The following is a 26,438-nucleotide window of genomic DNA, read 5'->3' as shown; positions in this document are numbered from 1 at the left end:
TCCGGGTCCCGGAGTGTTCGAACCCCCCGCTGGAGCACTCCGGCGGGATCTGTGTTCGGGCGACTTCGAGGGCTACCAGGCCCCGTTCTACAAGGCCGGCCGAGAGGCCGGGACGAGGGCCGCGCACGCGCACTCCCAGGCCCGGCTGGACGCGGAGATCGCCACGGGGCGCTGGACGCCACCCACCCGCGAAAGGGTCAAGGTGTAGTTGGCGCCGCCGGACACGGGTCTGCCCCTGGCACCTCGCCAAGGGCAGACCTGGCGGCTACTGAACCGCGAACCCGAGAAACGCCGTCCATGCGGCTGCAGCGACCGGGATGGCGGTCCGGCTGATGTCCTTGGAGTCTCGTACATGGATGACGTGGGGCAGTGTGGCGACCTCCACGCACTGGCCGCCCTCACCGCTGCTGTAGCTGCTCTTGCGCCACGCACCCGGTTCGTCAACGTCGACGTTCATGTCTCTCCAAGCCGTTTCTCGATGAGCGTCAATGACTCGCGCGGGGTCAGGGCCTGCGCCCGGAGAAGGCCGTACTGCTCCTCCAGTTCCCGGACAGTGCCCCGCTCGGTGTAGAGGCGACTGTGCTTGTATGCCTCCACGTAAGCGATCCTCCGTCCATCCTGCGTCTCGATCAAGGTGAACGGACCTGCCAACCCAGCATGCTCGTCACGCCCGTTCGGCATGACCTGAACCTCGACGTTGCGACGCTGGCCACACAACAGGAGCTGCTCCAACTGCCCTCGCATCACGTGGTCGCCGCCGAGGGGGCGGGTCAGCACGGACTCCTCGATGACGAAGCTGAGAGTCGGCAGCGGCAACCGGCCGAGAATGTCCTGGCGGGCGAGTCGTGCAGCGACCCGCTCCTCGATGATCTCGTCGCTGAGCAGAGGGCGGCGCATGGTGAAGACAGCTCGCGCGTATTCCTCCGTCTGCAACAGCCCGTTGATCAGATGGGTGTCGTAGACGTGAAGCTCAACCGCCTCCGCCTCCAACCTGGCCGCATCCCGGAAGAACGCCGGATACTGCGCCCGAGCCACTTCCTCCTTCATCTCCTGGAGGACCCCGCCCGCGTCCAGCGTCTCGTCGGCCCGGTCGATGAACTTCGGGGGCGGCACCCGGCGGCCCTGCTCGTACGCGGCGATGGTCGACACCGAGTAGCCCGTCGTCGACCCGAACTCGGCTCGTTCCAGCCCGGCCCGTAACCGGAACCTCTTCAACTGGCGCCCGAAGACACGCAGGACGCCGGAGCCCGGCCCCGACTCCCGCTCCCCGCCGCCCTCCTCCGTCCCGGACTCCTCCTCGGTCACTCCAGGAAGCTCGCTCAACGTCCCTCACCGCCCTCCCGGCCGACGCGGCCCCCGCGCCGGCCGTCACGCCCCACGCCTCCTACACCCACCGGCACGCCACGTACAGCGACCGTCTGTGTGCACGCCGTATCTCGTCACGGTAGAACCGGCAGGTCAGCGTGGACACATGAACAACGAAACTTCCCCCGCTCAGGGGGCCGCGCCGCGCCCCGTCCGCGAGTTCGCGATGCGGTTCACGTCGTCCGCGCGAGGGGCGCGGCTCGCGCGGCGGCTCGTGTCGCACCGGCTGGACTCTTGGGGCCACCCGTACACCGGGAGCGTCAACGAGACGCTGACGCTGATCACTTCGGAGCTGACCGCGAACGCCGTACGGCACGGGCACCTCGACGGGCGGGACTTCCACCTGCGCGTGACGGAGACCGGAGGCAGCCCGCACACCGTGCGCGTGGAGGTCACCGACACCCGCGCCGAACGCGTACCGCCGCCCACCGCGCAGGAGCCGCCCGGCGACGAGGAGTCGGGGCGGGGTCTGCTCATCGTGGCGGGGCTGGCGTCGCGCTGGGCGGTCGCACCGCCTGCCGAGGGACCCGGCAAGACCGTGTGGGCGGAGCTGTGCCTGCCCGGGAAGACACCCGCACCGCCCGCGACCAGCCGCTTTCCCGCCAACGCCTGAGAGCGTCTCAGAAACGCGCCCGCCCGCTGTCGGACCCTCGGCCGTCGTCGGCCGTACCGATCTCCGTCGTCGACAAGGACCCCGTTACGTGCGCGCGAGGAGGCGCGTGAAGGACGCGACGCTCTTCGACTTCGAAGCACGGCGGTACTACCGCGACGAGGGACGGACCTGTGTCGAGACGGACCGCGCCCCGACGCCGAGCGGCTCAAGCACCACGCGAAGGGCGTCGGCCCGTCCTGGGCACCGAAGCGCCCGCACCAGAGGCGGCCGCGGTCGAGGGCCGGAAGAAGCCGTGCCCACCCGCCGCACGATCCCGGGACGCAGGGTTCAGCTCCCGGACAGGCAGCGGACGACATACGTCATGTGCTGGACGTCGCGCAACCAGGTCTCCCCGGCGCTCGCGACCGCCTGCCGGAAGTCGCAGATCGCGAATCCGGCGGGCGGCGGCCCGGATGCCACGGGCCCGCGACAGCGTGGACGTCTTCCGGCACGGCCGACCGAGCCCGTTCCCCGACGACTCGTGGGTACGGGCGCCGCACGACGGGAGGCAACCCGACCGGCTCCGAAGCCCGGCCACCACACCGCGGGTCAGAGCCCCTGCTTCACCGGCTCCAGAATCGCGACGCACTCCACATGATGCGTCATCGGAAACAGATCGAACGCCCGAAGCATCCGCACCCGGTACCCGCCCTCCCCGAAGTACGCGATGTCCCGTGCGAGCGCCGCCGGGTCGCAGGCCACGTAGGCGATGCGGCGGGCGCCGAGGGCGGCGAGCTGGGCGACCGTCTTGCGGCCGGCGCCCGCGCGGGGCGGGTCGAGGACGATGAGGTCGACTTCGGTGATACCCGTGCGGGGCAGGATCGCGTCGACCTTGCCCTGCTCGACGCGGACGCGCGGGAACTCGGCCAGGTTGTGGCGGGCGTCCTCCACCGCGCGCTTGCCGGACTCGATGCCGAGGACCGCGCCCTTCTCGCCGATCCGGTCGGCGAGGGCGCCGGCGAACAGGCCGACGCCGCAGTAGAGGTCGAGGCACATGTCGCCCTTGCGGGGCAGCAGGCCCTGCATGACCGCGGTGACCAGGGTGTCGGCGGCCTTCGGGTGGACCTGCCAGAAACCGCCGCTGCCGACGCGGTGGGTGCGGCCGTCCGCGCGCTCACGGACGAACGGGCGGCCGTGGACGCGGTGGATACCGCCGTCCTTCTCGTCGACCCGCATCACGGAGACCGGCTTGTCCAGCTCGACCAGGGGCAGCCGGCCGCCCGGCCGCGGCGTGAGGATCACCTGGCGGTCCTGCGAGCCCGTGGCCGCGATGGCCTCCACCGACTCCATGCCGGTCCAGTCGCGCTTCTCCACGCCCAGCTCGCTGACGCCCTCGGCGGCGATCATGCAGTGGTCGACGCGCTCGACCTCGTGGGAGCGGTGGCGGCGCAGGCCTGCGTGGCCGTCGGCGTCGACGGCGTACTGCACACGGGTGCGCCACTGCGGTACCTGCCCGGCGGGCAGCTTGTCGCCCTCGGCGGGCATCACCGTGCCGTCCCAGCCGACCTGCTCGGGGGTGAGGCCCGCGAGCCGCTGGAGCTGCTCGGCGATCACCTCGCCTTTGAAGCGGCGCTGGGCGCCCGGCTTGGCGTGCTGCCAGTCGCAGCCGCCGCAGCGGCCGGGGCCGGCGTAGGGGCAGGGCGCCTCGACGCGGTCCTTGGACGCCGACAGCACCTCGACGGCGTCCGCGCGCAGGAAGCGGTCACCCTCCTCGCCCTCGGTCACCCGGGCGACGACCCGCTCGCCGGGCAGCGTGTGCCGTACGAACAGCACCTGCCCCTCGGACGTACGGGCGATGCAGTGCCCGCCGTGCGCGACGGATCCCACCTCGACCTCGTACTCCTCGCCCACCAGCGACTTCTTCGGTTCTGCCTGCATGGCGGGTGACTCCAGATCGGGGAAGGGTACGGCGGGACGGCGGACGGCCCACGGACAAGGGACGACGGACGCCCGTGCTCGCGGGACACTCGCGGGACAACAGCCCACCAGTTTACGTCGTCCGGGGCGGCGTACGGGCCGCCCCGGAATCCGTCATTCCTTGCCGGTCGACTCCTTGGGCCGCTCCTGCGCGGGCCCCCTGCGCACCGAACCCGGCGCGTTCCACTCCGACCGCTTGCGGGCGCGCTGCTTGGCGGCCTCGGAGGACTCGAGCTGGTAGGGGACGGAGGTGACCATGATGCCGGGCGTGAAGAGCAGCCGGCCCTTCAGGCGCAGGGCGCTCTGGTTGTGGAGCAGGTGCTCGTACCAGTGGCCGACCACGTACTCGGGGATGATCACGGACACCGCGTCCCGCGGCGACTCGCGGCGCAGGCTCTTGACGTACTCGATGACCGGCCGGGTGATCTCGCGGTAGGGCGAGTCGAGGACCTTCAGGGGGATCTCGATGCCGCGCCGTTCCCACTCGTCGCGCAGCGCCTTGGTCTCGCCCGGGTCCACGTTGACGGTGAGCGCCTCCAGGGTGTCGGAGCGCATCAGCTTGGCGTAGGCGAGGGCGCGCAGGGCGGGGCGGTGGATCTTGGAGATCAGGACCACCGAGTGCACCCGGGAGGGGCGGACGCTGTCGTCGCTGGGACCCTCCGGGGCGGCGAGCTCCCGGGAGACGTGGTCGTAGTGGCGGCGGATCGCGGACATGGTGACGTAGAAGATCACCATGCCGAGCAGGGCGACCCAGGCACCATGGGTGAACTTCGTGACCAGGACGACGACCAGGACCAGGCCGGTGAAGAACGCGCCGAAGGTGTTGATCGCGCGGGAGCGGACCATGTGGCGGCGCTTGCCGGGGTCCCGCTCGCCGGCCAGGTGGCGGTTCCAGTGCCGGACCATGCCGATCTGGCTCAGCGTGAAGGAGACGAACACGCCCACGATGTAGAGCTGGATCAGGCGCGTGGAGTCGGCGCCGTAGATCCAGACCAGCAGCCCGGCCGCGCCGGCCAGGAGGACGATGCCGTTGGAGAACGCCAGCCGGTCGCCGCGGGTGTGCAGCTGGCGCGGCAGATAGCGGTCCTGGGCGAGGATCGAGCCGAGCACGGGGAAGCCGTTGTAGGCGGTGTTGGCGGCCAGGAACAGCACGAGGGCGGTGGCGGCGGCCAGCACGATGAACAGGAAGCTGCCCGCGCCGAACACCGCCTCGGCGACCTGGGAGATCACCGGGTGCTGGATGTAGTCCGGGCCGACGGGTACGCCGTTGTCGAGGAGGTCCTTGGCGGGGTTCTCGGCCATCCGGACCTCGGACACCATGGCGAGGGCGATGATCCCGCAGAACATGGTGGTGGCCAGCAGTCCCATCATGGCCAGCGTGGTCGCGGCGTTGCGGGACTTGGGCTTGCGGAAGGCGGGGACGCCGTTGGAGATGGCCTCGACGCCGGTGAGCGCGGCACAGCCGGAGGAGAAGGCGCGCAGCAGCAGGAAGACGAGGGCGAAGCCGGCGAGGCCCTGGTGCTCGGGCTTGATCTCGTACTCGGAGGTCGGTGCCCGCAGGGTGTCGTCCAGGACCAGGCCCTTGAAGGCGCCCCAGGCGATCATGATGAAGACGCCCGCGACGAAGACGTACGTCGGGATCGCGAAGAGCGCGCCGGACTCCTTCACCCCGCGCAGGTTCATCAGCGTCAGGAGCACGATCACGGCGATCGCGCAGAGCACCTTGTTCTCCACGACGAACGGGACGGCGGAGCCGAGGTTCTCGATGCCGGAGGAGATGGAGACGGCGACGGTGAGGACGTAGTCGACCAGCAGGGCGCTGGCCACGGTGAGGCCCGCCTTGGGCCCGAGGTTGGTGTTCGCCACCTCGTAGTCGCCGCCGCCGCTGGGGTAGGCATGCACGTTCTGCCGGTAGGAGGCCACCACCGTGAACATCAGCACGACGACCGCGGCCGCGATCCAGGGGCTGAAGTGGTAGGCCGACACACCCGCGATGGACAGGACCAGCAGCACCTCTCCGGGGGCGTACGCCACGGAGGACAGCGGGTCGGAGGCGAAGACGGGAAGGGCGATGCGCTTCGGCAGGAGCGTTTCTCCGAGCCGGTCGCTGCGCAGTGCGCGCCCGATCAGAATCCGCTTGGGCACGTCGGTCAGTTTGGACACAACAGAACATCGTAAGGGTTCGAACAGCAGCCCGCCCACCGGCCCACCCGTAACACCCGCGCGCCTGTCCACGGCGGGTGCCGGGGCGTGTCGCGGGCGGGCCGTTTCCCCTCTGCCTCACGGGTGAAATCGGCCTCCGGTCCCGCAGGGCGTGGCCCCGTCGCGGGCGCCCCCATGCCTATATGACAAACCCGCCCCTCCCCGCAGCCGGCCCAGGAGTCCTCATGTCGTCCGCCGCAGAACTGATCGGGGCGAGCGCCGCGCTCGTCGCCCTCGCCGTCCTGACCCTCGCGAGCGTGCGCAGCATCAGCCGCCGCTGAGCCGGTGGGGCGCGAGCCGCACGCCCGTGCACGGGGGTGCCGCCCGCGGACCGTGCGTGTGTAGCTTGGGCGGCGGTCTGAGACCCTGTTCAAGCCAAGTCAACAACTCGTGACACCGGAAGGACGGTCGTGCACATCGTCATCATGGGCTGCGGCAGAGTGGGTTCCGCTCTCGCGCAGACCCTGGAGCAACAGGGGCACACGGTCGCGGTGATCGACCAGGACCCCACCGCCTTCCGTCGCCTCGGCTCCTCCTTCGGCGGCCGCCGGGTCACCGGCGTCGGCTTCGACCAGGACACCCTGCGCGAGGCGGGCATCGAGGAGGCCGGGGCGTTCGCCGCCGTCTCCAGCGGTGACAACTCCAACATCATCGCCGCGCGTGTCGCCCGCGAGATGTTCGGCATCGAGAACGTCGCGGCCCGGATCTACGACCCCCGCCGCGCCGAGGTCTACCAGCGTCTGGGCATCCCGACGGTGGCCACCGTGCGGTGGACCGCCGACCAGATGCTGCGCCGGCTGCTGCCCTCCGGGTCCGAGCCCCTGTGGCGCGATCCCACGGGCGGCGTCCAGCTCGCCGAGGTGCACGCGTCGGACGACTGGGTCGGTCACAAGATCAGCCGCCTCCAGGAGGAGACGGGTGTGCGGGTGGCGTTCCTGACCCGGCTCGGCGAGGCGATGCTGCCCACGTCGCAGACGGTGCTCCAGGAGGGGGACCTGGTCCACGTGATGATGCGTGCCGACGAGGTGGAGAAGGTCGAGGCGGCGTTCGCCGAGGGTCCGAAGGAGGGCGGTCACTGATGAGGGTCGCCATTGCCGGTGCCGGCGCGGTCGGCCGGTCGATCGCCGGTGAGCTGCTGGAGAACGGCCACGAGGTCCTGCTGATCGACAAGGCGCCCACCGCCATCTCGGTCGAGCGCGTCCCGCAGGCCGAGTGGCTGCTCGCCGACGCCTGCGAGATCACGTCCCTGGACGAGGCCGCGCTCCAGCGCTGCAACGTCGTGATCGCCGCGACGGGCGACGACAAGGTCAACCTGGTCGTCTCCCTGCTGGCCAAGACGGAGTACGGCGTCCCGCGCGTCGTCGCCCGCGTCAACAACCCCAAGAACGAGTGGCTGTTCAACGAGTCCTGGGGCGTGGACGTGGCCGTCTCCACCCCGCGGCTGATGTCGGCCCTGGTGGAGGAGGCGGTGAGCGTCGGCGACCTGGTCCGGCTGCTGCGCTTCAGCCACGGCGACGCCAACCTCGTGGAGCTGACGCTGCCGGAGGAGTCGGCCCTGGCCGGCACCCAGGTCGGCGCCGTGGAGTGGCCCGAGGACACGTCCCTGGTCACCATCATCCGCGGTACCCGTGTGCTGACGCCGTCCAAGGACGACTCCCTGGAGGCGGGCGACGAGCTGCTGTTCGTGGCCGCGCAGGCGCGCGAGGAGCAACTGGAGGACCTGCTGTCGGTGCGGCGCGACGACACCGACTGACGATCCCCGGGACGACGTGAAGGGCGCCGCGGCCGTTCGGCCGGGGCGCCCTTCACGTCGTACGGGTCGGGGGCGGTGTCTACTCGCCCGCGCGGGCCGCGGCCTCGCGCTCCTTCTCCGCCTGCTCGGCCGCTTCCATCTCGGCGAACACGTCGATCGGCGGCGGCGCCTTCGCCAGGAAGACCCAGGTCAGATAGACGGCGAGCAGGAACGGCGGGATCTTCAGCGCGACCAGCACCCAGCCGAGCTGGGTGGTGTCGGCCCACCAGTACAGCGGGAAGAGGATCGCGCACTTGGCGAGCAGGATCAGGCCCCAGGCGTAGCTGGCCTTGGCGTACGCCTTCTTGCGGCCGGGGTTGCGGGTGCGCCAGGAGAGGTTCTCCTTGAAGACCGGCCCGAGGATCAGGCCGATCAGCGGCACCCCGCACAGGGTCGTGATGATGTAGGCCAGTGCCAGGCCCAGCGTGTAGAGCATGCCGGGCAGATAGAAGTCCTTGGCGTTGCCCGTCATCATCGCGAACACGACACCGAAGGCCACGCCGAAGACACCGCTGAAGGCGTGCTTGACGGTGTCCTTCATCGCCAGGCGGACCACCACGAGGACCAGCGACACCGCGAGCGCGGCGATCGCGGACATGTGGAGGTCCTTGTTGATGGTGTAGATGGTGACGAAGAGAAGGCCCGGCACCACCGTCTCGACCATGCCCCGGACCCCGCCGAACGCCTCGAACAGCGCGGCTTCCGTCACCGCCCGGGCATCGTCCGCTTGAGTGTCCTGGGTCGGCTTGTCGAGCGACGTCACCGGCTACTCCCTACCGAGGGGTCTCAGTTCGTACTTCGGGTTGAAAAGCACCCGGCGGCCCCGGCTCATCGAGATCCGGCCGGACGCGATCAGTCTGCGTCCCGGCTCGATCCCGGTGATGGAACGCCGGCCCAGCCACACCACGTCCAGGGCGGCGGAGCCGTCGAACAGCTCGGCCTCCAGGGCGGGCACGCCCGCGCGCGGGCGCAGGGTGACCGTGCGCAAGGTACCAGTAACGGTGACGACCTCGCGGTCGTGACAGTCGCCGATGCGGGTGCAGCCCGCTGTCTCGGCGTCCTCTCGCAGCTCCTCGGACTCCAGGTCCTCCTGCGACGAGGAGAGCCGGTCTAGCATGCGCCGGAACCGGCCCACCGGCTTGTCGGATCGAGGAACAGCACTCATGTCTGAAGGGTACCGGGGGTCACCGACAGGCCAGTAGCCCCGCCCGACGGGAGATCGCTCACTCGCCCTCCTTCGCCCGGGCCGGCCCGCCCTCACTTCTCGAAGCGGTAGCCCATCCCCGGCTCCGTGACGAAGTGCTTCGGGTGCGACGGATCCGCCTCCAGCTTCCGGCGGAGCTGGGCCATGTACACCCGCAGATAGTTCGTCTCCGTGCCGTACGAGGGCCCCCACACCTCCTGGAGGAGCTGCTTCTGGCCGACCAGCCGGCCGGCGTTGCGCACCAGCACCTCCAGCAGATGCCACTCGGTGGGCGTGAGCCGGACGTCCCTGCCGTCGCGGTTGACCTTCTTCGCGGCGAGGTCGACGGTGAAGGACGCGGTCTCCACCTGGACGTCCTCGGTGCCCGCCCCGGTCGGCTCGGCCCGGCGCACGGCGGCGCGCAGCCGGGCGAGCAGCTCGTCCATGCCGAACGGCTTGGTGACGTAGTCGTCGGCGCCCGCGTCCAGTGCCTCGACCTTCTCGTCGGAGGTGTGCCGGGCGGACAGCACGATGATCGGCACCCGGGTCCAGCCGCGCAGCCCGCGGATCACGTCTACGCCGTCCATGTCGGGCAGGCCCAGGTCCAGGACGACGACGTCGGGGTGGCGGTCGGCGGCCAGCCGCAGCGCGCCCGCGCCGTCGTGGGCGGCGTCGACCTCGTACTTGCGCGCCTTGAGGTTGATCACGAGGGCGCGCACGATCTGCGGCTCGTCGTCGATCACCAGCACCCGGGTCATGAAGCCCGCCTTTCGGGTCGTACGGGGGAAGGCAGTGTCCCGCTCGCGGGCGTCGCGGCGGGGAGGGTGAGCACCATGGTCAGCCCGCCGCCCGGGGTGTCCTCGGCGCTCAGGGTGCCGGCCATGGCCTCGGCGAAGCCGCGGGCGACGGCGAGGCCGAGCCCGACCCCGGCGCCACGCGGGGCGTCCCCGTGGCGCTGGAAGGGCGCGAAGATGCGCTCCTTGGCCTCGTCGGGGACACCGGGTCCGCGGTCCACGACGCGTACCTCGACGCGGTCGGCGAGTGCGCTGGCCGCCACCAGCACCGGCGTCCGGTCGGGGCTGTACTTGACCGCGTTCTCGACCAGGTTGGCCACGGCCCGCTCCAGCAGCCCCGGGTCGACGGCGACCATGGGAAGCGTCTCGGGGACGTCCAGCTCGACGCTGCCCTCGGGAACGCCGCCGAGGGCCATCGGTACGACCTCGTCGAGGTCGATCTCGCGGATGATCGGCGTCACGGTGCCGGTCTGGAGACGGCTCATGTCGAGGAGGTTGCCCACGAGGTGGTCGAGCCGGTCGGCGCCCTCCTCGATCCCCGCGAGCAGCTCGGCCCGGTCCTCCTCGGACCACTCCACGTCGTCGGAGCGCAGCGAGGACACCGACGCCTTGATGCTCGCGAGGGGGGTGCGCAGGTCGTGGCTGACGGCGGCGAGGAGCGCGGTGCGGATGCGGTTGCCCTCGGCGAGGGCGCGGGCCTGGACGGCCTCCTCCTTCAGGCGCCTGCGGTCCAGCACCACGGCGGCCTGGGCGGCGAACGCGGCCAGCACGCGGCGGTCCTCGGCGGGCAGCACCCGGCCGGTCAGGGCGAGGGCGAGGTGGTCGCCGACCGGGACGTCGACGTCGGCGTCCTCGGGGCGCAGCGTGACCGGCCCGTGGCCGACCCGGCCGACGACGGTCCACGGTTCGACGTCGCTCTGCCGCTCCAGCAGGGCGGCCAGGTCCATGCCGAAGGTCTCCCGGACCCGTTCCAGGAGCTCCTCCAGGGAGGTCTCGCCACGCAGCACGTTGCCCGCGAGGAAGGAGAGGATCTCCGACTCGGCCCGCAGCCGGGCCGCCTGATGGGTCCTGCGCGCCGCCAGGTCGACCACGGAGGCCACCGAGAGCCCGACCCCGATGAAGATCGCGATGGCGACGATGTTCTTGGGGTCGGCGATGGTGAACCGGTGCAGCGGCGGTGTGTAGAAGTAGTTCAGCAGCAGCGAGCCGAAGGCCGCCGAGGCCAGCGCCGGGAACAGCCCGCCGAGCAGGGCCGCCGCGACGACGATGGCGAGGAACAGCAGCATGTCGTTGGCGAGGCCGAGGTCGACGGTGTTCAGCAGCACCGCTGCCACGACCGGACCGAGGAGCCCGACGATCCAGCCCCAGACGATCCGGGCCCGCCCGAGCCGGGCGCCCCTGGCCACGGGCAGTCCCCGTCCCTTGGCGACCTGGCCGTGCGTGACGATGTGCACGTCGAGGTCGGGCCCCGACTCCCGGGCGACGGTGGCGCCGACGCCGGGGCCGAAGACGTACTGCCAGCTCCTGCGGCGTGAGGAGCCGAGGACGATCTGGGTGGCGTTGACACCGCGGGCGAAGTCCAGGAGGGCGGCGGGTATGTCGTCTCCGACGACGTGGTGGAAGGTGCCGCCCAGGTCCTCCACCAGGGTCCGCTGGACGGCCAGCTCCTTGGGCGAGGCGGCAGTGAGGCCGTCGCTGCGGGAGATGTAGACGGCGAGCACCTCGCCGCCGGCGCCTTTCTCCGCGAGGCGGGCGGCGCGCCGGATCAGGGTGCGCCCCTCCGGGCCGCCGGTCAGTCCGACGACGATCCGTTCGCGTGAGCCCCAGATCCGGGAGACCTTGTGCTCGCTGCGGTACTCGGTGAGGTACTCGTCGACCCGGTCCGCCACCCAGAGCAGCGCCAGTTCGCGCAGCGCGGTCAGGTTGCCGGGGCGGAAGTAGTTCGACAGCGCCGCGTCGACCTTGTCCGGCTGATAGATGTTGCCGTGCGCCATACGGCGTCTGAGGGCCTGCGGCGACATGTCGACCAGCTCGATCTGGTCGGCGCGCCGGACCACCTCGTCGGGGACCGTCTCCTGCTGCCGTACGCCCGTGATGGACTCCACCACGTCGCCGAGTGACTCCAGGTGCTGGATGTTGACGGTGGAGATCACGTCGATGCCGGCGGCGAGCAGTTCCTCGACGTCCTGCCAGCGTTTGGTGTTGCGCGAGCCGGGCACGTTCGTGTGCGCCAGCTCGTCGACCAGGGCGACCTGGGGGCGGCGGGCCAGGACGGCGTCGACGTCCATCTCCGTGAAGGCACTGCCCCGGTACTCCAGATCCCGGCGCGCGACGTGCTCCAGGCCGTGCAGCATCACCTCGGTGCGCGGCCGCGCGTGGTGCTCGACGTAGCCGACCACGCAGTCGGTGCCGCGCTCCAGACGCCGATGCGCCTCGGAGAGCATCGCGTACGTCTTGCCGACGCCCGGTGCCGCGCCGAGGTAGATCCGAAGCCGCCCGCGTCCCATGGCCCTCATTGTCGTCTCGTCGTCGCCACCTGCGCTGTCGACAGTACGGCCGTGGATCCCGGCAAAGCGGACGAGGGGGCGGGTGCGGGACGTCCTTGACGCAACCCTGACGCGTCGGGCACCGGCGTGTGCGGGTGCCGGGTGGCTCCCTGGCGCGTCGGGCATGCCGTGTGCGCGGTGACGGGCGGCTCAGCCCTCGCGCAGTTCCCCGTCGCCGAGCTCCAGCACCCGGTCGGCCAGGTCCAGCAGGGTGGTGTCGTGGGTGGCGACCAGGGCGGCGACGTTCTCGCTGAGCACGACGGCCCGCAGCAGCTCCATCACGGCGTGCCCGGTCTCCGCGTCGAGCTGGGCGGTGGGTTCGTCGGCGATCAGCAGGGCGGGGCTGTTGGCGAGGGCACGTGCGATGGCCACGCGCTGCTGCTGGCCGCCGGACAGCTCGCCGGGCCGCTGCTCGGCGTGGTCGGCGAGCCCGACGAGGGCGAGCAGCAGTTCGACCCGTTCCTCGCGCTCGCGGACCCCGGCCCGGCGCAGCCGCAGGGGCACGCCGACGTTCTCGGCGGCGGTGAGGATGGGGATGAGCCCGAAGGACTGGAAGACGAAGCCGATGCGGTCCCGGCGCAGTTCGAGCAGGCCCTGCTCGCCGAGCCCGGACAGTTCGCGCCCGTCGACCGTGAGGCTGCCCCGGTCGGGCGCGTCGAGCCCGCCGACGATGTTCAGCAGGGTGGTCTTGCCGGATCCCGAGCGGCCCTTGAGGGCGACGAGTTCGCCGGGGCGCAGGTCGAAGGACACGCCTCGCAGGGCGTGGACGGCCGCGGCGCCGCTTCCGTAGGTCTTGTGGACGTCCTGGACGCGCACCATGGTCTCGGTGACCACCTGGCTCATGCTGTGCCTCCCCCGTGGGCCGGGCGCCAGTATCGCGGGCGGCGCCCGGCCGATCAACGGGTCAGTTCGGGTTGTCGCCGTGGGTGAGGGTCTCCCAGGCGACGAAGAGGTTGTTGCTGCCGGCCGGGCGGTTTCTCCGGGTGAGGGTCTCGGTGTTGGTCATGGCGATGCCGAGGCGGTTGTGCAGGGCGTTGTAGCCGACTTCCGTGACCGGGCCGAGTCCGGGCTCGAGGGCGCCGTTGCAGAGCCATGAGGGGACGGCCGTGCCGTTCTCGTACTTCGCCTGGAAGCCGAGCGCGTGCCGCAGCCGCTCGCCGACGTCGGTGCCGTAGAGGTCCTGGCCCTGGATGCGGCTGGTCTCGGCGATGTGCGAGATCGCGGAGATGCCGTAGCCGGTGTGCGTGAAGTCGCGGCAGGTCTCCTGGGTGAGGCCGGTGACGAAGGTGGACTGGCCCTGCCAGTACTTGACGATCTTGTCGCGGGTGTCGAGGTTCTGGCCGGGCACGGTCTTCGGCAGCGCGCCGTCCGACTCCAGGTAGACGTAGGCGGCCGTGCGGGTGCGGAACTTCGCCATGGCCTTGTCGTACGACGTCCGGTCCTCCAGGAAGACGGAGATGCCGACGGCCGCCTCCATCATCGACAGCTCCCAGTTCCCGTTGGAGTTGGAGCCGTTGATGATCTCGGGCAGGTAGACGGTGCGCAGCATCGTCTTGAAGCGGGCCTCGTTCGGCCAGCCGCCGGTGTACGTGTACTTGATGATCTCGGCGGCCTTGGGCCAGGAGGAGCCCGCCCAGCCGGTCTGCAGGGGCGCGTTGCTGTTGGTGTGGTCCTGGAGGACGGCGGACCAGGCGTCCATCAGCTGGATGGCCTTCTGGGCGTAGCGGGCGTCCTTGGTGACGTACCAGGCGAGGGCGTTGGTGTAGGCGGCGATGGCGTCCTCGCGCTCGTCCGTGCAGCCGTGGTTGGGGTTGGAGTACGAGCCGCATTCGACCACGGCGCGGGGTTTCGGGGCGCGGTTCGGGTCGGCGTACTTGCTCGCCGTCATCTGGTCCCAGGCGCCCTTCCAGGGCTGGGCGCCGGCCAGCACCTGACCGCGGGCGAAGTCCAACTGGCCCCGGGAGACGGTGACTCCGGGGTGGGCGAAGGTGGCGGGGGCGGCCGTCGCGGGCTGCTGCGCCAGGGCACCGCCGAGCAGGAGGGCTGTGACGAGGGCGAGGAGGGGGGTACGACGCACGACAGCTCCGTTCTCATATGTGAACGATGGTCGCTCTCATGAATCGAGCGCTGACCGGACCGTAGGTCCAGACCAATCGCCCGTCAAGGGGTCCGGACACGCCGAAGGGCCGCACCCCTGGTCGGGGGTGCGGCCCTTCGGGACCTCGTGGGTCAGCGGACCTCGGTGATCTCCGGACCCCGCTGGAGCTGGCCCATGCCACCGGAGAAGCGCGAGCCCTCCTCCTGGGTGACACCCTCGGGCACCATCTGCGCGTCGTTCGGCAGCTTCAGGACGATCGGGTCGCGGGGCGCCATCGGGCCCTCGCCGCGGACCACGACCGTGTCGCGGAAGATCTGCTCCAGGAGACCGGCGGCCTGCGGCTGGACCGCGCCCTGGCCGGAGATCACACCGCGCAGGAACCAGCGCGGACCGTCCACGCCGACGAACCGCACGACCTGGAAGCCGCCCGTGCCGTCCGGCAGCTGCACCGGCACCTGTGCGCGCAGCTCCCAGCCGAGGGGACCCTCGACCTCGTCGACGATTCCGCCCTGCTGGGTGATGCCGGTGGCGATCTCCTCGCGCACCTCGCCCCAGATGCCCTCGCGCTTGGGCGCCGCGAAGGCCTGCAGCTGGACCGCGCTGTCACGCAGCACGACCGTGGCCGCGACGATCGCGTCGCCCGCGACCTCGACCCGGAGCTCCATGCCGTCGACACCGGGGACGAAGATCCCGCCCAGGTCCACACGGCCCTCACCGGGCTCGCGCACCTCGGTGCTGTCCCACGGCCCGTCGGGGCGCGGCTCGGGCTCGAGCCTCACGCGCTCGCGGCCGCCCGCGTTCTCGTCCGCCTCAGTGTCGACGCTGTCGACGACCTGCTCGGCCTCGCCGGCCGCGCCCTCGGCGGCATCCCTCTTCTTGCGACGTCCGAACACGTCACTGTCCTTCCCGGTCGGATACGACCGAAGCGTATCGATTCCCACCCGTCGTGCCGCCGTCGGCGGCCGGACCCCTCGTCGCGGTTGTGCCGCTCCCGCCGCCCACGGCGCCATGGCCGCCGGTGGACCCGAAGCCCCCCTCGGCCCGCGCCGAGTCGGGAAGCTCCGCCACCTGCTGGAAGCGGACCCTCTCGACCTGCTGGACAACCAGTTGGGCAATCCGGTCGAAGCGCTCGAACCGCACGGACTCGCGCGGGTCGAGATTCACCACGATCACCTTGATCTCCCCACGGTACCCGGCATCAACCGTCCCCGGGGCATTCACCAGGGCTACACCGCAGCGGGCGGCCAGCCCCGAGCGCGGGTGCACGAAGGCCGCGTACCCGTCGGGCAGCGCGACGGCCACCCCGGTGGGCAGCACCGCCCGCTCCCCCGGCCCCAGTTCGCACGCCTCGGTCGTCCGCAGATCCGCCCCCGCGTCACCGGGGTGCTCGTACGCCGGAAGCGGTACGTCCGGATCGACGCGCCTGATGAGCACGTCCAGCGGCTCACGGCTCACGGGTTCACCTCGAAGGCACGGGCCCGCCGGACCTGGTCGGGGTCGCTCATGGCCGCCTGGATCTCCTCCTGGCGCCCGTTGTCGATGAAGTGGTCGACCTTCACCTCGATGAACAGGGCGTCGGCGCGGACCGCGACGGGTCCGTCGGGGCCGCCGATCCGGCCGGTGGCCGTGGAGTAGATCTTCCGCCCGGCCACCGCGGTGACCTCGGCCTCCAGATGCAGCGTGGTACCCACCGGCACGGGCCGCCGGAAGTCCGTCTCCAGCCGCCCGGTCACCGCGATCGTACGCAGCAGCCAGTTCAGGGAACCCAGCGTCTCGTCCAGGGCCGTGGCGAGGACACCGCCGTGCGCGAGCCCCGGAGCGCCCTGGTGGGCGGCCTGCACGGTGAACTCGGCCGTGATGCTGACGCCGTCCCCGGCCCGGGCCTGAAGATGCAGGCCGTGCGGCTGTCCGCCGCCGCAGCCGAAGCACAGGTCGTAGTGGGCGCCGAGGAGCTCCCCCGGGGCGGGGGCGTCGGGGTGCCGGACCGGCTTCGCGGCGTCGGCCGGCGGCTGAAGGCTTGCGGAAGTACCACTCACAGGCGCAGACCTTACCCGCGCGTCGGTGATATCAGGACACCGTGCCAAGCTTGGCACCATGCAGCTCTCCACCACCCCGTACGAAGAACGCCTCACGGCCCCCCGCTCCTGGTGGCTGGTGTGCTTCCTGGTCGGCGTCTCGCTGGCGCTGATCCTGCTGCCGTTCGGCACCCTGCTGATGCTGGGCGGCCTGGCGGGCGGCACCGCGGCCTCGGCGGTCGTCGCCAGTTCCTACGGCTCGGTGCGCATCCGCGTCGTGAACGGCTCGCTGATCGCGGGCGAGGCGAAGATCCCGGTGACCGCGCTGGGCGAGGCGGAGATCCTGGACGCCGAGGAGGCGCGCGCCTGGCGCACGTACAAGGCCGACACCCGCGCCTTCCTGCTGCTGCGCTCCTACATCCCCGGGGCGCTCAAGGTCGAGGTCACCGACCCGGCCGACCCGACGCCGTACCTGTACCTGTCCACGCGGGAGCCGGAGCGGCTCGCGGAGGCCATCCGGGCCGCGCGCACGGCGGCTGCGTAGCCCCTTCCGAGAGGCCTGGCGGCCGCTCAGCGGCCGCCGAGCTCCCTGGCGATGTCACCGACCTCCAGCGGCTGCCGGGGCTGCTCCAGCGGCGGCAGCGCGGGCAGGGCGTCCCAGGGCACCTGAAGTCTGCGCAGGTCCTTCCGGATGCGGGCGGCGAGCTTCTTGGTGTCGCGGCGGTTCATGACCGCTCCCACGGCGGCGCCCACCATGAACGGCATCAGGTTCGGCAGGTCGCGCACCATGCGCTTCATGATCTGCTGACGCAGCTCGCGCTTCATATGGCCGCCGACGGCGGAGTTGATCGACGTCGGCTTCATGACGTCGATGCCGCGCTCGCCCGACCACGAGCGCAGATACGCGGTGCTGCGCTCCATGAGCGTGCCGGGCGGCCGTACGCCGTAGACCTCGTGGAGTTCGGCGATGAGCTTGAGCTCGATCGCCGCGACGCCGGTGATCTCCGCGGCCAGCTCCGCCGGCATCGCGGGCGGCACGGGCAGCATCGCCGCCGCGCCGACTCCCGCGCCGACCGTCGCGGAGGCGTTCGCCGCGCCCGCCACGAGCTTGTCGGCGATCTGCTCGGGCCCGAGGCCCGGGAACTGGCGGCGCAGCGCCGCGAGGTCGCGCACGGGGATTCTGGGCGCGATGTCGATGATCCGGTCGGCGATGTATCCGAGGCCCGCCCGGGCCCGGTCGCCGCCCTTGCGGGCGCCTTCCCTGGCCAGGTCCTTGGCCCGGTCGCGGATCACCGCCGCCCGCCGACGGGCGACGGGCGCGGGACTGGGCGCCGGAACCGGCGCACGGCCGGGGTCTCCGGCCGGTCCGAGCGAGGCCGATCCAGGGGTGAACTGCACCGGAAGAACCGTTCCCGTGGGAGGCGGTTCCGGGGCAGCCGTGCCCGTGGGAGCCGGTTCCTCAGGAACCGGTCCCGTCATGGATGAGCCCCGCTCGTCGTCACGCGCGCCGTACGGGCCGTCGTGCGGCCCAAGGTCCGTCCTCCCGAAGGAGAAGCGGCGCTTCCGAGGCGGGGTCGAGCCAGTCACGCCCGACCCGTCCTCAGTCGCAGTCGCGGCAGATCGGCTGGCCGTTCTTCTCGCGGGCCAGCTGGCTGCGGTGATGGACCAGGAAGCAGCTCATGCAGGTGAACTCGTCCTGCTGCTTCGGAAGCACCCGGACAGCCAGCTCCTCGTTGGAGAGGTCTGCGCCGGGCAGTTCCAGGCCTTCTGCGGCCTCGAACTCGTCGACGTCGACGGACGACGCGGACTTGTCGTTCCGCCTCGCCTTCAGCTCTTCCAAGCTGTCCGAGTCGACGTCGTCGTCGGTCTTGCGTGGGGTGTCGTAGTCGGTTGCCATGTCGCTCTCCCCCTCCGGGTGTCTGCGGTGTCTCCAGCGCACGTAACGCGTGAGAGGCCGGACTTGTGCCCGACCTGAGGCGGAGATTTTGCCTCACATCAAGGTCTGTTACTCAATCGACACCCAACCGGACTCCTCACGAGTGATCGGTTTAGGTGGCGATCGGGACCGTACACGGCCCTATCCCTGCACTTCAAAGGCGCCTCCCCGTGTACTTCCCGTGATCAAGACCCCGGAAAACACGGATTTTCCCGACTTTCCGACGGTCCACATGATCACGGAGAGTAGATGGCTGGAAATTCGCCTTTGTGATCGATCACACACGTGGAACCTCACCGAGTGCCCGGAAAATTCCGCGCAAAGCGAACATCCCCGCGTGTGTCGGCGACATGATCTCAGACAGGGAAGGTGACTCGCATCACGAGCCCTCCTCCCTCCCTCGGCTGGGCCGCGATATGCCCGCCGTGCGCCCGTGCCACGGACCGCACGATGGACAGACCAAGCCCGACCCCCTTGTCGCTGCCGGTGCGCTCGGTGCGCAGCCGGCGGAACGGCTCGAAGAGATTGTCGACCTCGTAGGCCGGAACGACCGGCCCCGTGTTCGACACCACCAGCACCGCCCGGCCGTGCTGCACCTCGGTGGCGACCTCCACCCAGCCCCCCTCTGCGACGTTGTAGCGCACGGCGTTCTGGACGAGGTTCAGGGCGATCCGCTCCAGCAGCACGCCGTTGCCCTGGACCACCGCGGGCGCGCGCGTGCCGCGGATCTCCACGCCCTTGGCGTCCGCCTCGGCGTGCACCTGGTCGACCGCCTGCGAGGCCACCTCGGCGAGGTCGACCGGCTTGCGCTCCACGATCTGGTTGTCGCTGCGGGCGAGCAGCAAAAGGCCCTCCACGAGCTGCTCGCTGCGCTCGTTGGTGGCCAGCAGCGTCTTGCCGAGCTGCTGGAGCTCCACCGGCGCGTCCGGGTCGGAGAGATGCACCTCCAGCAGCGTGCGGTTGATCGCCAGCGGGGTGCGCAGTTCGTGCGAGGCGTTGCCGACGAAGCGCTGCTGGGCCGTGAAGGCCCGCTGGAGGCGCTCCAGCATGTCGTCGAAGGTGTCGGCGAGCTCCTTCAGCTCGTCGTCCGGGCCGTCCAGCTCGATCCGGCGGGACAGGTCCGAGCCGGCCACCTGACGGGCGGTGCGGGTGATCCGGCCCAGCGGCGACAGCACCCGGCCCGCCATCGCGTAGCCGAAAGCGAAGGCGATCACGGCGAGCCCGAGAAGGGCCAGCAGCGAGCGGCTGAGGAGGTTGTCCAGGGCGTCCCGGCGCTGGTGGTCGGTGCACTCGCTGATCGCCTCGTTGAACGCGCTCAGCGGAAGGTTGTCGGTGTTGATCGCCGGACAGCTGCTGCTGATGACCTCGATGTCCTTGCCGCCGACGATCTTGAACAGCGGCTCGTTGCCCGAGTTCAGGGCCTGGGCCGCCAGCAGGTAGATGATCGACAGCAGCATGATCCCGGCGATCAGGAACATCCCGCCGTACAGCAGCGTGAGCCGTATCCGGATCGTCGGGCGCAGCCAGGGGAAGGGGATCTCCTGCCGTCGCGGGTCCCAGGTGGGTTTCGGAGGCGCCTGCGGGGGCGCGGGGGTCGTGGCCACGGGGATCAGATCCGGTAGCCGGAACCGGGGACCGTGACGATCACCGGAGGCTCGCCCAGCTTGCGGCGCAGGGTCATCACGGTCACCCGCACCACGTTGGTGAACGGGTCGGTGTTCTCGTCCCAGGCCTTCTCCAGCAGCTGCTCCGCGGAGACCACCGCGCCCTCGCTGCGCATGAGCACCTCCAGGACGGCGAACTCCTTCGGCGCGAGCTGCACCTCCTTGCCGTCGCGGAAGACCTCGCGGCGGTTGGGGTCGAGCTTGATGCCGGCCCGCTCCAGGACGGGCGGCAGCGGCACGCTGGTGCGCCGTCCCAGGGCGCGCACGCGCGCGATCAGCTCGCTGAAGGCGAAGGGCTTGGGAAGGTAGTCGTCGGCGCCGATCTCCAGGCCCTCGACGCGGTCGCTGACGTCACCGGACGCGGTGAGCATCAGCACGCGCGTGGGCATGCCGAGCTCGACGATCTTGCGGCAGACGTCGTCGCCGTGGACCAGGGGCAGGTCGCGGTCGAGGACGACCACGTCGTAGTCGTTGACACCGATGCGCTCCAGGGCTGCCGCGCCGTCGTACACGACGTCGACGGCCATGGCCTCCCGGCGCAGTCCGGTGGCCACCGCATCGGCGAGCAGCTGCTCGTCCTCGACGACGAGTACGCGCACGTCGCTGTCCTTCCTGATGTCCACCCGCGTAGCGGAGCGCACGCGGGCAGGGGCTTGGTGGGTGTGTTGGCGTCCATCCTGCCCTTTTCGGCCATAAGTCGGAGGTAAGGCGAGGTGAGCGGGAGATGGCGGGGCCGGGGACTGCGGTCGGCCGGGCCGGGAATGCCAGATTTTCTCGGGCTGTTGAGGTTTCCGCGGAGGGGAGCACGGGGAGGACGGATTACACCCCGCGATCACACTCTGCTTGTGCCGCAGCACCATGCGGTACGTCGTGTTCCGCTTGCCGCGGAGCGGGCGTGGAGGTCCTGGCACCGTAGCCGCCCGGCACGGTACGCCCGGGCAGCCACGGGAGACGTGATCGCCCCTTCCCATCCGGCACACCCCCGTGCCATCGACCCACGACCCAGGACGAGGGGGCGCAGCATGGACGCATTCACCACAGGACTTCTGCAGCGCATAAAGGCGACCGAGTCCGACCTGACGCGGGCCCGGAACGACGGCGACGACTTCCTCGTCGAGGTGGAGCAGGGCGAGCTCGACGACCTGCGCCGCCTCGCGGCCGAACACGGTGTGGAGGTCGGCGCGTACCGCGTCTGACCTGATCTTCGCGTAAGACGGCGGGCCCCCGGTGAATCCAGCACCGGGGGCCCGCTGCTGTGCCGGGGGCGCCGTGGTCCTGTCCCGGGGCCTGCGGCTTCTTGCCGGGCACTGTGGTCCCGCCCCGGGGGCGGCCTGCGGCTTCGCCGGGGCGCTGTGGCCCCGTCCCGGGGTCGACAGCTCTGCCGGGCACTGTGGACCCCGTCCCGGGGGCCTGCAGGCACCCGGGGACATCGGCGGGACCGCTCTAGTCGTGCCAGGCTCCGAAGTCCTCCAGGAGGCGCTGGAGGGGCTCGAAGACGCCCGGGGTGGCGGCGACCGTGAGAGCGCGCGAGGGGCGCTCCGAGGGGCGTCCGCCGGTCAGCGCGCCCGCCTCCCGCGCGATCAGGTCACCCGCCGCGTAGTCCCAGGCGTTCAGGCCCCGTTCGTAGTAGCCGTCGAGGCGCCCGGCGGCCACGTCGCACAGGTCGACCGCGGCCGAACCGCCGCGCCGGATGTCGCGCAGCAGCGGGATCAGCCGGTGGGCGACCTCGGCCTGGTGGGTACGGACCTCGGAGACGTAGTTGAAGCCGGTCGACACCAGCGCCTGGTCCAGCGGGGGCGCGGGTCGGCAGGCGAGGGCGCGCTCACCCTCCCAGGCGCCGGTGGCCCAGGCACCGCGCCCGCGCACCGCGCAATGGGTCTCGCCCCGCATGGGGATCGCGACCACGCCGACCACGGTCTCGCCGTCCTGCTCGGCCGCGACGGAGACGGACCAGGTGGGCAGTCCGTAGAGGTAGTTGACCGTGCCGTCGAGCGGGTCGATGACCCAGCGGACGCCCGAGGTGCCGTCGCTGGAGGCGCCCTCCTCGCCGAGGAAGCCGTCCTGCGGGCGATGTTCGGAGAGATAGCCGGTGATCAGCTTCTCCGCCGCGATGTCCATCTCGGTGACGACGTCGATGGGGCTCGACTTGGTGGCGGCCACCGCGAGGTCGGCGGGGCGGCCGTCACGCAGCAGGGCGCCCGCGCGGCGGGCGGCCTCCTGGGCGAGCCGGAGCAGTTCCGTGTGCAGGGGGTCGGTCACGTCGCTCCTCAGGCGAAGGGGCTGTCGGCGCCCGCGGCGGCCGGGCGGGGGGCACGGGCCGGGCAGCAGCCGACGGGGCAGAGGTCGTGGCTCGCGCCGAGCGCGCCCAGGGCGCACGGCGCGACCTCCTGGCCGCGCTCGACGGCGGCACGCTCCAGGATCAGGTCGCGGACGGCGGCCGCGAAGCGCGGGTCGGCGCCGACCGTGGCCGAGCGGCGCACGGGCAGACCGAGCTCGGCGGCCTTGGCGGCGGCCTCGGTGTCGAGGTCGTACAGGACCTCCATGTGGTCCGAGACGAAGCCGATGGGGGCCATCACCACGGCCGGCACCCCCGCGGTGTGCCGCTCCTCGAGGTGGTCGCAGATGTCGGGCTCCAGCCACGGGATGTGCGGGGCGCCGGAGCGGGACTGGTACACGAGCTGCCAGGGGTGCTCGGCTCCGGTGCGCTCGCGGACCGCCTCCGCGATCAGCCGGGCCACCTCCAGGTGCTGCGCCACGTACGCGCCGCCGTCGCCGTGGCCCTCGACGGGTCCTGAGGTGTCCGCGGCGGAGTCGGGGATCGAGTGGGTGGTGAAGGCGATGTGGGCGCCCGCGCGGACGTCCTCGGGCAGGTCGGCGAGCGAGGCCAGGACGCCCTCGATCATCGGCTCGACGAAGCCCGGGTGGTTGAAGTAGTGCCGCAGCTTGTCGACCCGGGGCGGTTCGAGACCCTCGCCCTGGAGCGTGGCCAGCGCGTCGGCGAGGTTCTCGCGGTACTGGCGGCAGCCGGAGTACGAGGCGTAGGCGCTGGTGGCCAGGACGAGGATCCGGCGCCGCCCGTCGGCGACCATCTCGCGCAGGGTGTCGGTCAGATACGGCGCCCAGTTGCGATTGCCCCAGTAGACCGGCAGGTCCAGGCCGTGCTCGGCGAAGTCCTTGCGCAGGGCGTCCAGCAGGGCGCGGTTCTGGTCGTTGATCGGGCTGACCCCGCCGAAGAGGAAGTAGTGCTGCCCGACCTCCTTGAGGCGTTCCTTGGGGATGCCCCGGCCCCGCGTCACGTTCTCCAGGAACGGGACCACGTCGTCCGGGCCTTCGGGACCGCCGAAGGAGAGCAGGAGCAGGGCGTCGTAGGGGCTGACTTCGAGCGCGTCTGGCATGCCTCGATCCTGCCACCAGCCACTGACGGCCGGGAAACCGCCACCCACTCCCGAGGGGTGCGTTAGGGTTACCTAACTCGTAAGCTGTGTGGGTTCACTTCGTGCCTTACTGAGTCGCCGCCCCGCGCCCTGTCCGTGTCCCGGACGCGGCGTCCCGTTCCCTCGGAGTGCCCCGTGCCAAGCCCTTATCGCGCCTTGTTCGCCGCCCCCGGCACCAGAGCCTTCTCCGCGGCGGGCTTCCTCGGCCGCATGCCGCTGTCGATGATGGGCATCGGCGTGGTGACCATGGTGTCGCAGCTGACCGGCCGGTACGGCCTGGCCGGCGCGCTGTCGGCGACCATCGCGCTCTCCGCGGCGGTGGCCGGGCCCCAGATCTCGCGGCTGGTCGACCTGCACGGGCAGCGCCGGGTGCTGCGGCCGGCGACCCTGCTGTCGCTGAGCGCGGGCGCGGTGCTGCTGCTGGCCGCGCACTACGGGTGGCCGGACTGGGTGCTGTTCGTGTCCTGTGTGGGGATCGGCTGCGTGCCGAGCGTCGGTGCGATGATCCGGGCCCGCTGGGCGGCCCTGTACCGCGGCACCCCGCAGCTGCACACCGCGTACTCCTTCGAGTCCGTGGTGGACGAGATCTGCTTCATCTTCGGGCCGATCATCTCCATCGGTCTGTCCACCGTCTGGTTCCCGGAGGCCGGGCCGCTGCTCGCCGCGTGCTTTCTGGCGGCGGGTGTCTTCTGGCTGACCGCGCAGCGCGCCACCGAGCCCGAGCCGCATCCGCGCGAACACCACGGCGGCGGCACGGCACTGCGCTCCCCCGGCCTCCAGGTGCTGGTCGGCACGTTCGTGGCCACCGGCACGATCTTCGGCGCGGTCGACGTGGTCACCGTCGCCTTCGCGGAGGAGCAGGGCCACAAGGCCGCCGCGAGCGTCGTGCTCGCGCTGTACGCGGCGGGTTCCTGTGCCGCGGGCGTGGTGTTCGGGCTGCTGCAGTTCGAGGGAGCGCCCGAGCGCCGCTGGCTGCTGGGCGTCTGTGCGATGGCCGTGAGTATGATCCCCCTCCTACTGGTCGGAAACTTGCCGTTTCTGGCCGTGGCGCTGTTCGTTGCGGGTCTGGCCATCGCTCCCACGATGATCACCACCATGTCCCTCATCGAGCAGCACGTACCCCGCGCACGGCTGACCGAGGGCATGACCTGGGTGAGCACCGGGCTGGCGGTCGGGATCGCGGTGGGCTCCTCGGTCGCCGGCTGGGTGATCGACGCCTCGGGCGCGCGCACCGGGTACGTGGTTCCGGCGGCCGCCGGGGCCGTCGCGGTCGCGGTGGGTTTCCTTGGCTACCGCCGGCTCGGCAAGCCGGCTCCGGGTCGGGGAGGCACCGTTGAGCAGCACAGCGAGCGGGAAGAACGGCACGTGGCGTAACTGGGGCGGCAACGTCAGCGCCCGTCCCGCGCGGGAGGCCACACCCGCCTCGGTGGAGGAACTGGCCGCCGTGGTGCGCTCGGCGGCGCGGGAAGGGCTGAAGGTCAAGCCCATAGGCAGCGGCCACTCCTTCACGTCCATAGCGGCCACCGACGGTGTGTTGATCCGCCCTCAACTGTTGACGGGCATCCGCACCATCGACCGGGACACCATGACGGTCACGGTCGAGGCGGGCACCCCGCTCAAGAGACTCAACATGGCCCTCGCGCGCGAGGGGCTGTCGCTCACCAACATGGGCGACATCATGGAGCAGACCGTCTCCGGCGCCACCAGCACCGGCACCCACGGCACCGGCCGTACGTCGGCCTCCATCGCCGCGCAGATCAAGGGCCTGGAGCTGGTCCTGGCCGACGGCTCGGTGCTCACCTGCTCGGAGACGGAGAACCCGGACGTCTTCGCCGCCGCCCGCATCGGCCTGGGCGCCCTGGGCATCGTCACCGCCATCACCTTCGCCGTGGAGCCGGTCTTCCTGCTCACCGCGCGCGAGGAGCCGATGCCGCTGGACCGCGTGCTCTCCGAGTTCGACCAGCTGTGGGCCGAGAACGAGCACTTCGAGTTCTACTGGTTCCCCCACACCGGGAACACCAGCACCAAGCGCAACAACCGCAGCGCGGGCCCGGAGCAGCCGGTGAGCCGGCTCGCGGGCTGGTTCGAGGACGAGTTCCTCTCCAACGGCGTCTTCCAGGCCGCCCAGTGGGTCGGCCGCGCGGCACCCGGCACGATCCCCTCGATCGCCAGGATCGCCAGCACCGCGCTGTCGGCCCGCAGTTACACCGACATCCCCTACAAGGTCTTCACCTCGCCGCGGCGCGTGCGGTTCGTGGAGATGGAGTACGCCGTTCCGCGCGAGGCGCTGGTCGACACCCTGCGCGAGCTGAGGGCCATGGTCGACCGCTCGCGGCTGCGCGTCAGCTTCCCCGTCGAGGTGCGCACCGCCCCGGCCGACGACATCGCCCTGTCCACCGCGTCGGGCCGGGACAGCGCGTACATCGCCGTCCATATGTTCCGGGGCACGCCCTACCAGGAGTACTTCACCGCCGCCGAGCGCATCTTCACCGCGCACGAGGGGCGACCGCACTGGGGCAAGGTGCACACGCGCGACGCCGAGTACTTCGCCGGCGTCTACCCGCGCTTCGGGGAGTTCACGAAGCTGCGGGACCGGCTGGATCCGCAGCGACTGTTCCAGAACGACTACCTGCGGCGGGTCCTGGGGGCGTGACGGAGGCGGCGGGGCACAGGGCGCCGGGGCGGCGGGTGTCACAGATCCGCTTCCCCGCGCGCTGGAGGGAATGCCGGAGGACGCCGACCCACAACTCGCCTTCCTTGTCGGGCCTTTCACGCATTCCGGAATTCCACCCCCTTTCCGCCACGCACTCGACGGACCGTACGAGAGAGGGACGTACGGT

General features: G+C 71.2%; 28 protein-coding genes. 8 read left to right on the top strand and 20 right to left on the bottom strand.

The window, feature by feature from the left end; genetic code table 11:
• The first annotated feature begins 13 nt into the window (after positions 1-13).
• Positions 14-208, top strand: coding sequence for a hypothetical protein (locus ACZ6SQ_RS25450; protein WP_469565926.1), 195 nt, complete (start codon positions 14-16; stop codon positions 206-208).
• A 57-nt stretch (positions 209-265) separates the two neighbouring features.
• Here ACZ6SQ_RS25450 and ACZ6SQ_RS25445 read toward each other — a convergent pair whose 3' ends face one another.
• Positions 266-457, bottom strand: coding sequence for a DUF397 domain-containing protein (locus ACZ6SQ_RS25445; RefSeq protein WP_469565924.1), 192 nt, complete (start codon positions 455-457; stop codon positions 266-268).
• The gene (locus ACZ6SQ_RS25440) at positions 454-1,305 is read right to left on the bottom strand and encodes a helix-turn-helix domain-containing protein (RefSeq protein WP_469565922.1); all 852 of its coding nucleotides are present in this window, start codon (positions 1,303-1,305) and stop codon (positions 454-456) included. Before ACZ6SQ_RS25440 ends, ACZ6SQ_RS25445 begins: the two co-directional genes overlap by 4 nt.
• Before the next feature lie 166 nt (positions 1,306-1,471).
• Between ACZ6SQ_RS25440 and ACZ6SQ_RS25435 the strand changes: the two genes are divergently transcribed.
• Positions 1,472-1,978, top strand: a complete 507-nt coding sequence (locus ACZ6SQ_RS25435; protein ID WP_469565920.1) for an ATP-binding protein — start codon at positions 1,472-1,474, stop codon at positions 1,976-1,978.
• A gap of 327 nt (positions 1,979-2,305) precedes the next feature.
• Here the strand turns inward: ACZ6SQ_RS25435 and ACZ6SQ_RS25430 are convergent, their stop codons facing one another.
• The 3 genes from ACZ6SQ_RS25430 to ACZ6SQ_RS25420 form a co-directional block, all read right to left on the bottom strand.
• A complete protein-coding gene (locus ACZ6SQ_RS25430; protein WP_469565919.1) occupies positions 2,306-2,437 on the bottom strand; it encodes a hypothetical protein in 132 nt (43 codons plus the stop codon).
• 129 nt (positions 2,438-2,566) lie between these two features.
• Positions 2,567-3,895: a class I SAM-dependent RNA methyltransferase gene (locus tag ACZ6SQ_RS25425; RefSeq protein ID WP_469565917.1), complete on the bottom strand. Its 1,329-nt coding sequence runs from the start codon at positions 3,893-3,895 to the stop codon at positions 2,567-2,569.
• Positions 3,896-4,048: 153 nt separating this feature from the next.
• On the bottom strand, positions 4,049-6,097 hold the full coding sequence (locus tag ACZ6SQ_RS25420) for an APC family permease (protein ID WP_469565915.1): 2,049 nt from the start codon (positions 6,095-6,097) through the stop codon (positions 4,049-4,051).
• Positions 6,098-6,546: 449 nt separating this feature from the next.
• Between ACZ6SQ_RS25420 and ACZ6SQ_RS25415 the strand changes: the two genes are divergently transcribed.
• Positions 6,547-7,215: a potassium channel family protein gene (locus tag ACZ6SQ_RS25415; RefSeq protein ID WP_386387527.1), complete on the top strand. Its 669-nt coding sequence runs from the start codon at positions 6,547-6,549 to the stop codon at positions 7,213-7,215.
• The gene (locus ACZ6SQ_RS25410) at positions 7,215-7,889 is read left to right on the top strand and encodes a potassium channel family protein (protein WP_356690299.1); all 675 of its coding nucleotides are present in this window, start codon (positions 7,215-7,217) and stop codon (positions 7,887-7,889) included. Before ACZ6SQ_RS25415 ends, ACZ6SQ_RS25410 begins: the two co-directional genes overlap by 1 nt.
• 79 nt (positions 7,890-7,968) lie before the next feature.
• Here ACZ6SQ_RS25410 and ACZ6SQ_RS25405 read toward each other — a convergent pair whose 3' ends face one another.
• From ACZ6SQ_RS25405 to ACZ6SQ_RS25365, 9 genes are all read right to left on the bottom strand, one after another.
• Positions 7,969-8,691: a DUF3159 domain-containing protein gene (locus ACZ6SQ_RS25405; protein ID WP_386387319.1), complete on the bottom strand. Its 723-nt coding sequence runs from the start codon at positions 8,689-8,691 to the stop codon at positions 7,969-7,971.
• 3 nt (positions 8,692-8,694) lie between these two features.
• Positions 8,695-9,093: an OB-fold nucleic acid binding domain-containing protein gene (locus ACZ6SQ_RS25400; protein WP_386387321.1), complete on the bottom strand. Its 399-nt coding sequence runs from the start codon at positions 9,091-9,093 to the stop codon at positions 8,695-8,697.
• A gap of 92 nt (positions 9,094-9,185) precedes the next feature.
• A complete protein-coding gene (locus ACZ6SQ_RS25395; RefSeq protein WP_469565911.1) occupies positions 9,186-9,869 on the bottom strand; it encodes a response regulator in 684 nt (227 codons plus the stop codon).
• Positions 9,866-12,412, bottom strand: coding sequence for an ATP-binding protein (locus ACZ6SQ_RS25390; protein ID WP_469565909.1), 2,547 nt, complete (start codon positions 12,410-12,412; stop codon positions 9,866-9,868). The genes ACZ6SQ_RS25395 and ACZ6SQ_RS25390 overlap by 4 nt, the downstream gene beginning before the upstream one ends.
• A gap of 189 nt (positions 12,413-12,601) precedes the next feature.
• Entirely contained in the window at positions 12,602-13,294 is a 693-nt protein-coding gene (locus ACZ6SQ_RS25385; RefSeq protein ID WP_469565906.1) for an ABC transporter ATP-binding protein, read from the bottom strand.
• A 61-nt stretch (positions 13,295-13,355) separates the two neighbouring features.
• Positions 13,356-14,528: an alginate lyase family protein gene (locus tag ACZ6SQ_RS25380; RefSeq protein WP_469565904.1), complete on the bottom strand. Its 1,173-nt coding sequence runs from the start codon at positions 14,526-14,528 to the stop codon at positions 13,356-13,358.
• Positions 14,529-14,680: 152 nt separating this feature from the next.
• The gene (locus tag ACZ6SQ_RS25375) at positions 14,681-15,442 is read right to left on the bottom strand and encodes a DUF3710 domain-containing protein (RefSeq protein ID WP_386387330.1); all 762 of its coding nucleotides are present in this window, start codon (positions 15,440-15,442) and stop codon (positions 14,681-14,683) included.
• Between the two features lies 1 nt (position 15,443).
• On the bottom strand, positions 15,444-16,004 hold the full coding sequence (gene dut, locus ACZ6SQ_RS25370; RefSeq protein WP_469565902.1) for a dUTP diphosphatase: 561 nt from the start codon (positions 16,002-16,004) through the stop codon (positions 15,444-15,446).
• Complete coding sequence (locus ACZ6SQ_RS25365; RefSeq protein WP_469565900.1) at positions 16,001-16,585, bottom strand: PaaI family thioesterase; 585 nt, start codon at positions 16,583-16,585, stop codon at positions 16,001-16,003. Before ACZ6SQ_RS25365 ends, dut begins: the two co-directional genes overlap by 4 nt.
• A 58-nt stretch (positions 16,586-16,643) precedes the next feature.
• Between ACZ6SQ_RS25365 and ACZ6SQ_RS25360 the strand changes: the two genes are divergently transcribed.
• Positions 16,644-17,108 (top strand): DUF3093 domain-containing protein, encoded by a 465-nt coding sequence (locus ACZ6SQ_RS25360; protein ID WP_386387336.1) that lies wholly within the window; start codon positions 16,644-16,646, stop codon positions 17,106-17,108.
• A 26-nt stretch (positions 17,109-17,134) separates the two neighbouring features.
• On the opposite strand, the gene ACZ6SQ_RS25355 is transcribed toward ACZ6SQ_RS25360, so the two are convergent.
• The 4 genes from ACZ6SQ_RS25355 to ACZ6SQ_RS25340 form a co-directional block, all read right to left on the bottom strand.
• Positions 17,135-18,151: a hypothetical protein gene (locus ACZ6SQ_RS25355; protein ID WP_469565897.1), complete on the bottom strand. Its 1,017-nt coding sequence runs from the start codon at positions 18,149-18,151 to the stop codon at positions 17,135-17,137.
• A gap of 13 nt (positions 18,152-18,164) precedes the next feature.
• Positions 18,165-18,461, bottom strand: coding sequence for a DUF4193 domain-containing protein (locus ACZ6SQ_RS25350; protein ID WP_043504706.1), 297 nt, complete (start codon positions 18,459-18,461; stop codon positions 18,165-18,167).
• A 395-nt stretch (positions 18,462-18,856) separates the two neighbouring features.
• A complete protein-coding gene (locus ACZ6SQ_RS25345; protein ID WP_469565895.1) occupies positions 18,857-20,104 on the bottom strand; it encodes a sensor histidine kinase in 1,248 nt (415 codons plus the stop codon).
• A gap of 5 nt (positions 20,105-20,109) precedes the next feature.
• The gene (locus ACZ6SQ_RS25340; RefSeq protein WP_003993508.1) at positions 20,110-20,763 is read right to left on the bottom strand and encodes a response regulator transcription factor; all 654 of its coding nucleotides are present in this window, start codon (positions 20,761-20,763) and stop codon (positions 20,110-20,112) included.
• A 423-nt stretch (positions 20,764-21,186) separates the two neighbouring features.
• Between ACZ6SQ_RS25340 and ACZ6SQ_RS25335 the strand changes: the two genes are divergently transcribed.
• The gene (locus ACZ6SQ_RS25335) at positions 21,187-21,360 is read left to right on the top strand and encodes a hypothetical protein (protein WP_389326814.1); all 174 of its coding nucleotides are present in this window, start codon (positions 21,187-21,189) and stop codon (positions 21,358-21,360) included.
• Positions 21,361-21,607: 247 nt separating this feature from the next.
• Here ACZ6SQ_RS25335 and ACZ6SQ_RS25330 read toward each other — a convergent pair whose 3' ends face one another.
• Together ACZ6SQ_RS25330 and ACZ6SQ_RS25325 are read right to left on the bottom strand one after the other, a co-directional pair.
• Entirely contained in the window at positions 21,608-22,423 is an 816-nt protein-coding gene (locus tag ACZ6SQ_RS25330; protein WP_469565893.1) for an inositol monophosphatase family protein, read from the bottom strand.
• A gap of 8 nt (positions 22,424-22,431) precedes the next feature.
• Positions 22,432-23,559 (bottom strand): ferrochelatase, encoded by a 1,128-nt coding sequence (locus ACZ6SQ_RS25325; RefSeq protein WP_469565892.1) that lies wholly within the window; start codon positions 23,557-23,559, stop codon positions 22,432-22,434.
• Between the two features lie 174 nt (positions 23,560-23,733).
• On the opposite strand from ACZ6SQ_RS25325, the gene ACZ6SQ_RS25320 reads away from it, so the two are divergent.
• The gene (locus ACZ6SQ_RS25320; RefSeq protein ID WP_469565891.1) at positions 23,734-24,972 is read left to right on the top strand and encodes an MFS transporter; all 1,239 of its coding nucleotides are present in this window, start codon (positions 23,734-23,736) and stop codon (positions 24,970-24,972) included.
• Positions 24,932-26,251 (top strand): D-arabinono-1,4-lactone oxidase, encoded by a 1,320-nt coding sequence (locus ACZ6SQ_RS25315; protein WP_469565889.1) that lies wholly within the window; start codon positions 24,932-24,934, stop codon positions 26,249-26,251. The genes ACZ6SQ_RS25320 and ACZ6SQ_RS25315 overlap by 41 nt, the downstream gene beginning before the upstream one ends.
• The last annotated feature ends 187 nt before the right edge of the window (positions 26,252-26,438 follow it).

This window comes from Streptomyces sp. NPDC048600 (assembly GCF_055587025.1).
This window is presented reverse-complemented; position numbering and strand designations above follow the sequence as displayed.

Bases quoted from the DNA above. Each gene is read 5' to 3' on its own strand.
- ACZ6SQ_RS25395 (WP_469565911.1), bottom strand. From the start codon at position 9,869: ATGACCCGGGTGCTGGTGATCGACGACGAGCCGCAGATCGTGCGCGCC.
- ACZ6SQ_RS25400 (WP_386387321.1), bottom strand. From the start codon at position 9,093: ATGAGTGCTGTTCCTCGATCCGACAAGCCGGTGGGCCGGTTCCGGCGC.
- ACZ6SQ_RS25335 (WP_389326814.1), top strand. From the start codon at position 21,187: ATGGACGCATTCACCACAGGACTTCTGCAGCGCATAAAGGCGACCGAG.
- ACZ6SQ_RS25360 (WP_386387336.1), top strand. From the start codon at position 16,644: ATGCAGCTCTCCACCACCCCGTACGAAGAACGCCTCACGGCCCCCCGC.
- ACZ6SQ_RS25325 (WP_469565892.1), bottom strand. From the start codon at position 23,559: ATGCCAGACGCGCTCGAAGTCAGCCCCTACGACGCCCTGCTCCTGCTC.
- ACZ6SQ_RS25425 (WP_469565917.1), bottom strand. From the start codon at position 3,895: ATGCAGGCAGAACCGAAGAAGTCGCTGGTGGGCGAGGAGTACGAGGTC.
- ACZ6SQ_RS25390 (WP_469565909.1), bottom strand. From the start codon at position 12,412: ATGGGACGCGGGCGGCTTCGGATCTACCTCGGCGCGGCACCGGGCGTC.
- ACZ6SQ_RS25435 (WP_469565920.1), top strand. From the start codon at position 1,472: ATGAACAACGAAACTTCCCCCGCTCAGGGGGCCGCGCCGCGCCCCGTC.
- ACZ6SQ_RS25410 (WP_356690299.1), top strand. From the start codon at position 7,215: ATGAGGGTCGCCATTGCCGGTGCCGGCGCGGTCGGCCGGTCGATCGCC.
- ACZ6SQ_RS25350 (WP_043504706.1), bottom strand. From the start codon at position 18,461: ATGGCAACCGACTACGACACCCCACGCAAGACCGACGACGACGTCGAC.
- ACZ6SQ_RS25445 (WP_469565924.1), bottom strand. From the start codon at position 457: ATGAACGTCGACGTTGACGAACCGGGTGCGTGGCGCAAGAGCAGCTAC.
- ACZ6SQ_RS25385 (WP_469565906.1), bottom strand. From the start codon at position 13,294: ATGAGCCAGGTGGTCACCGAGACCATGGTGCGCGTCCAGGACGTCCAC.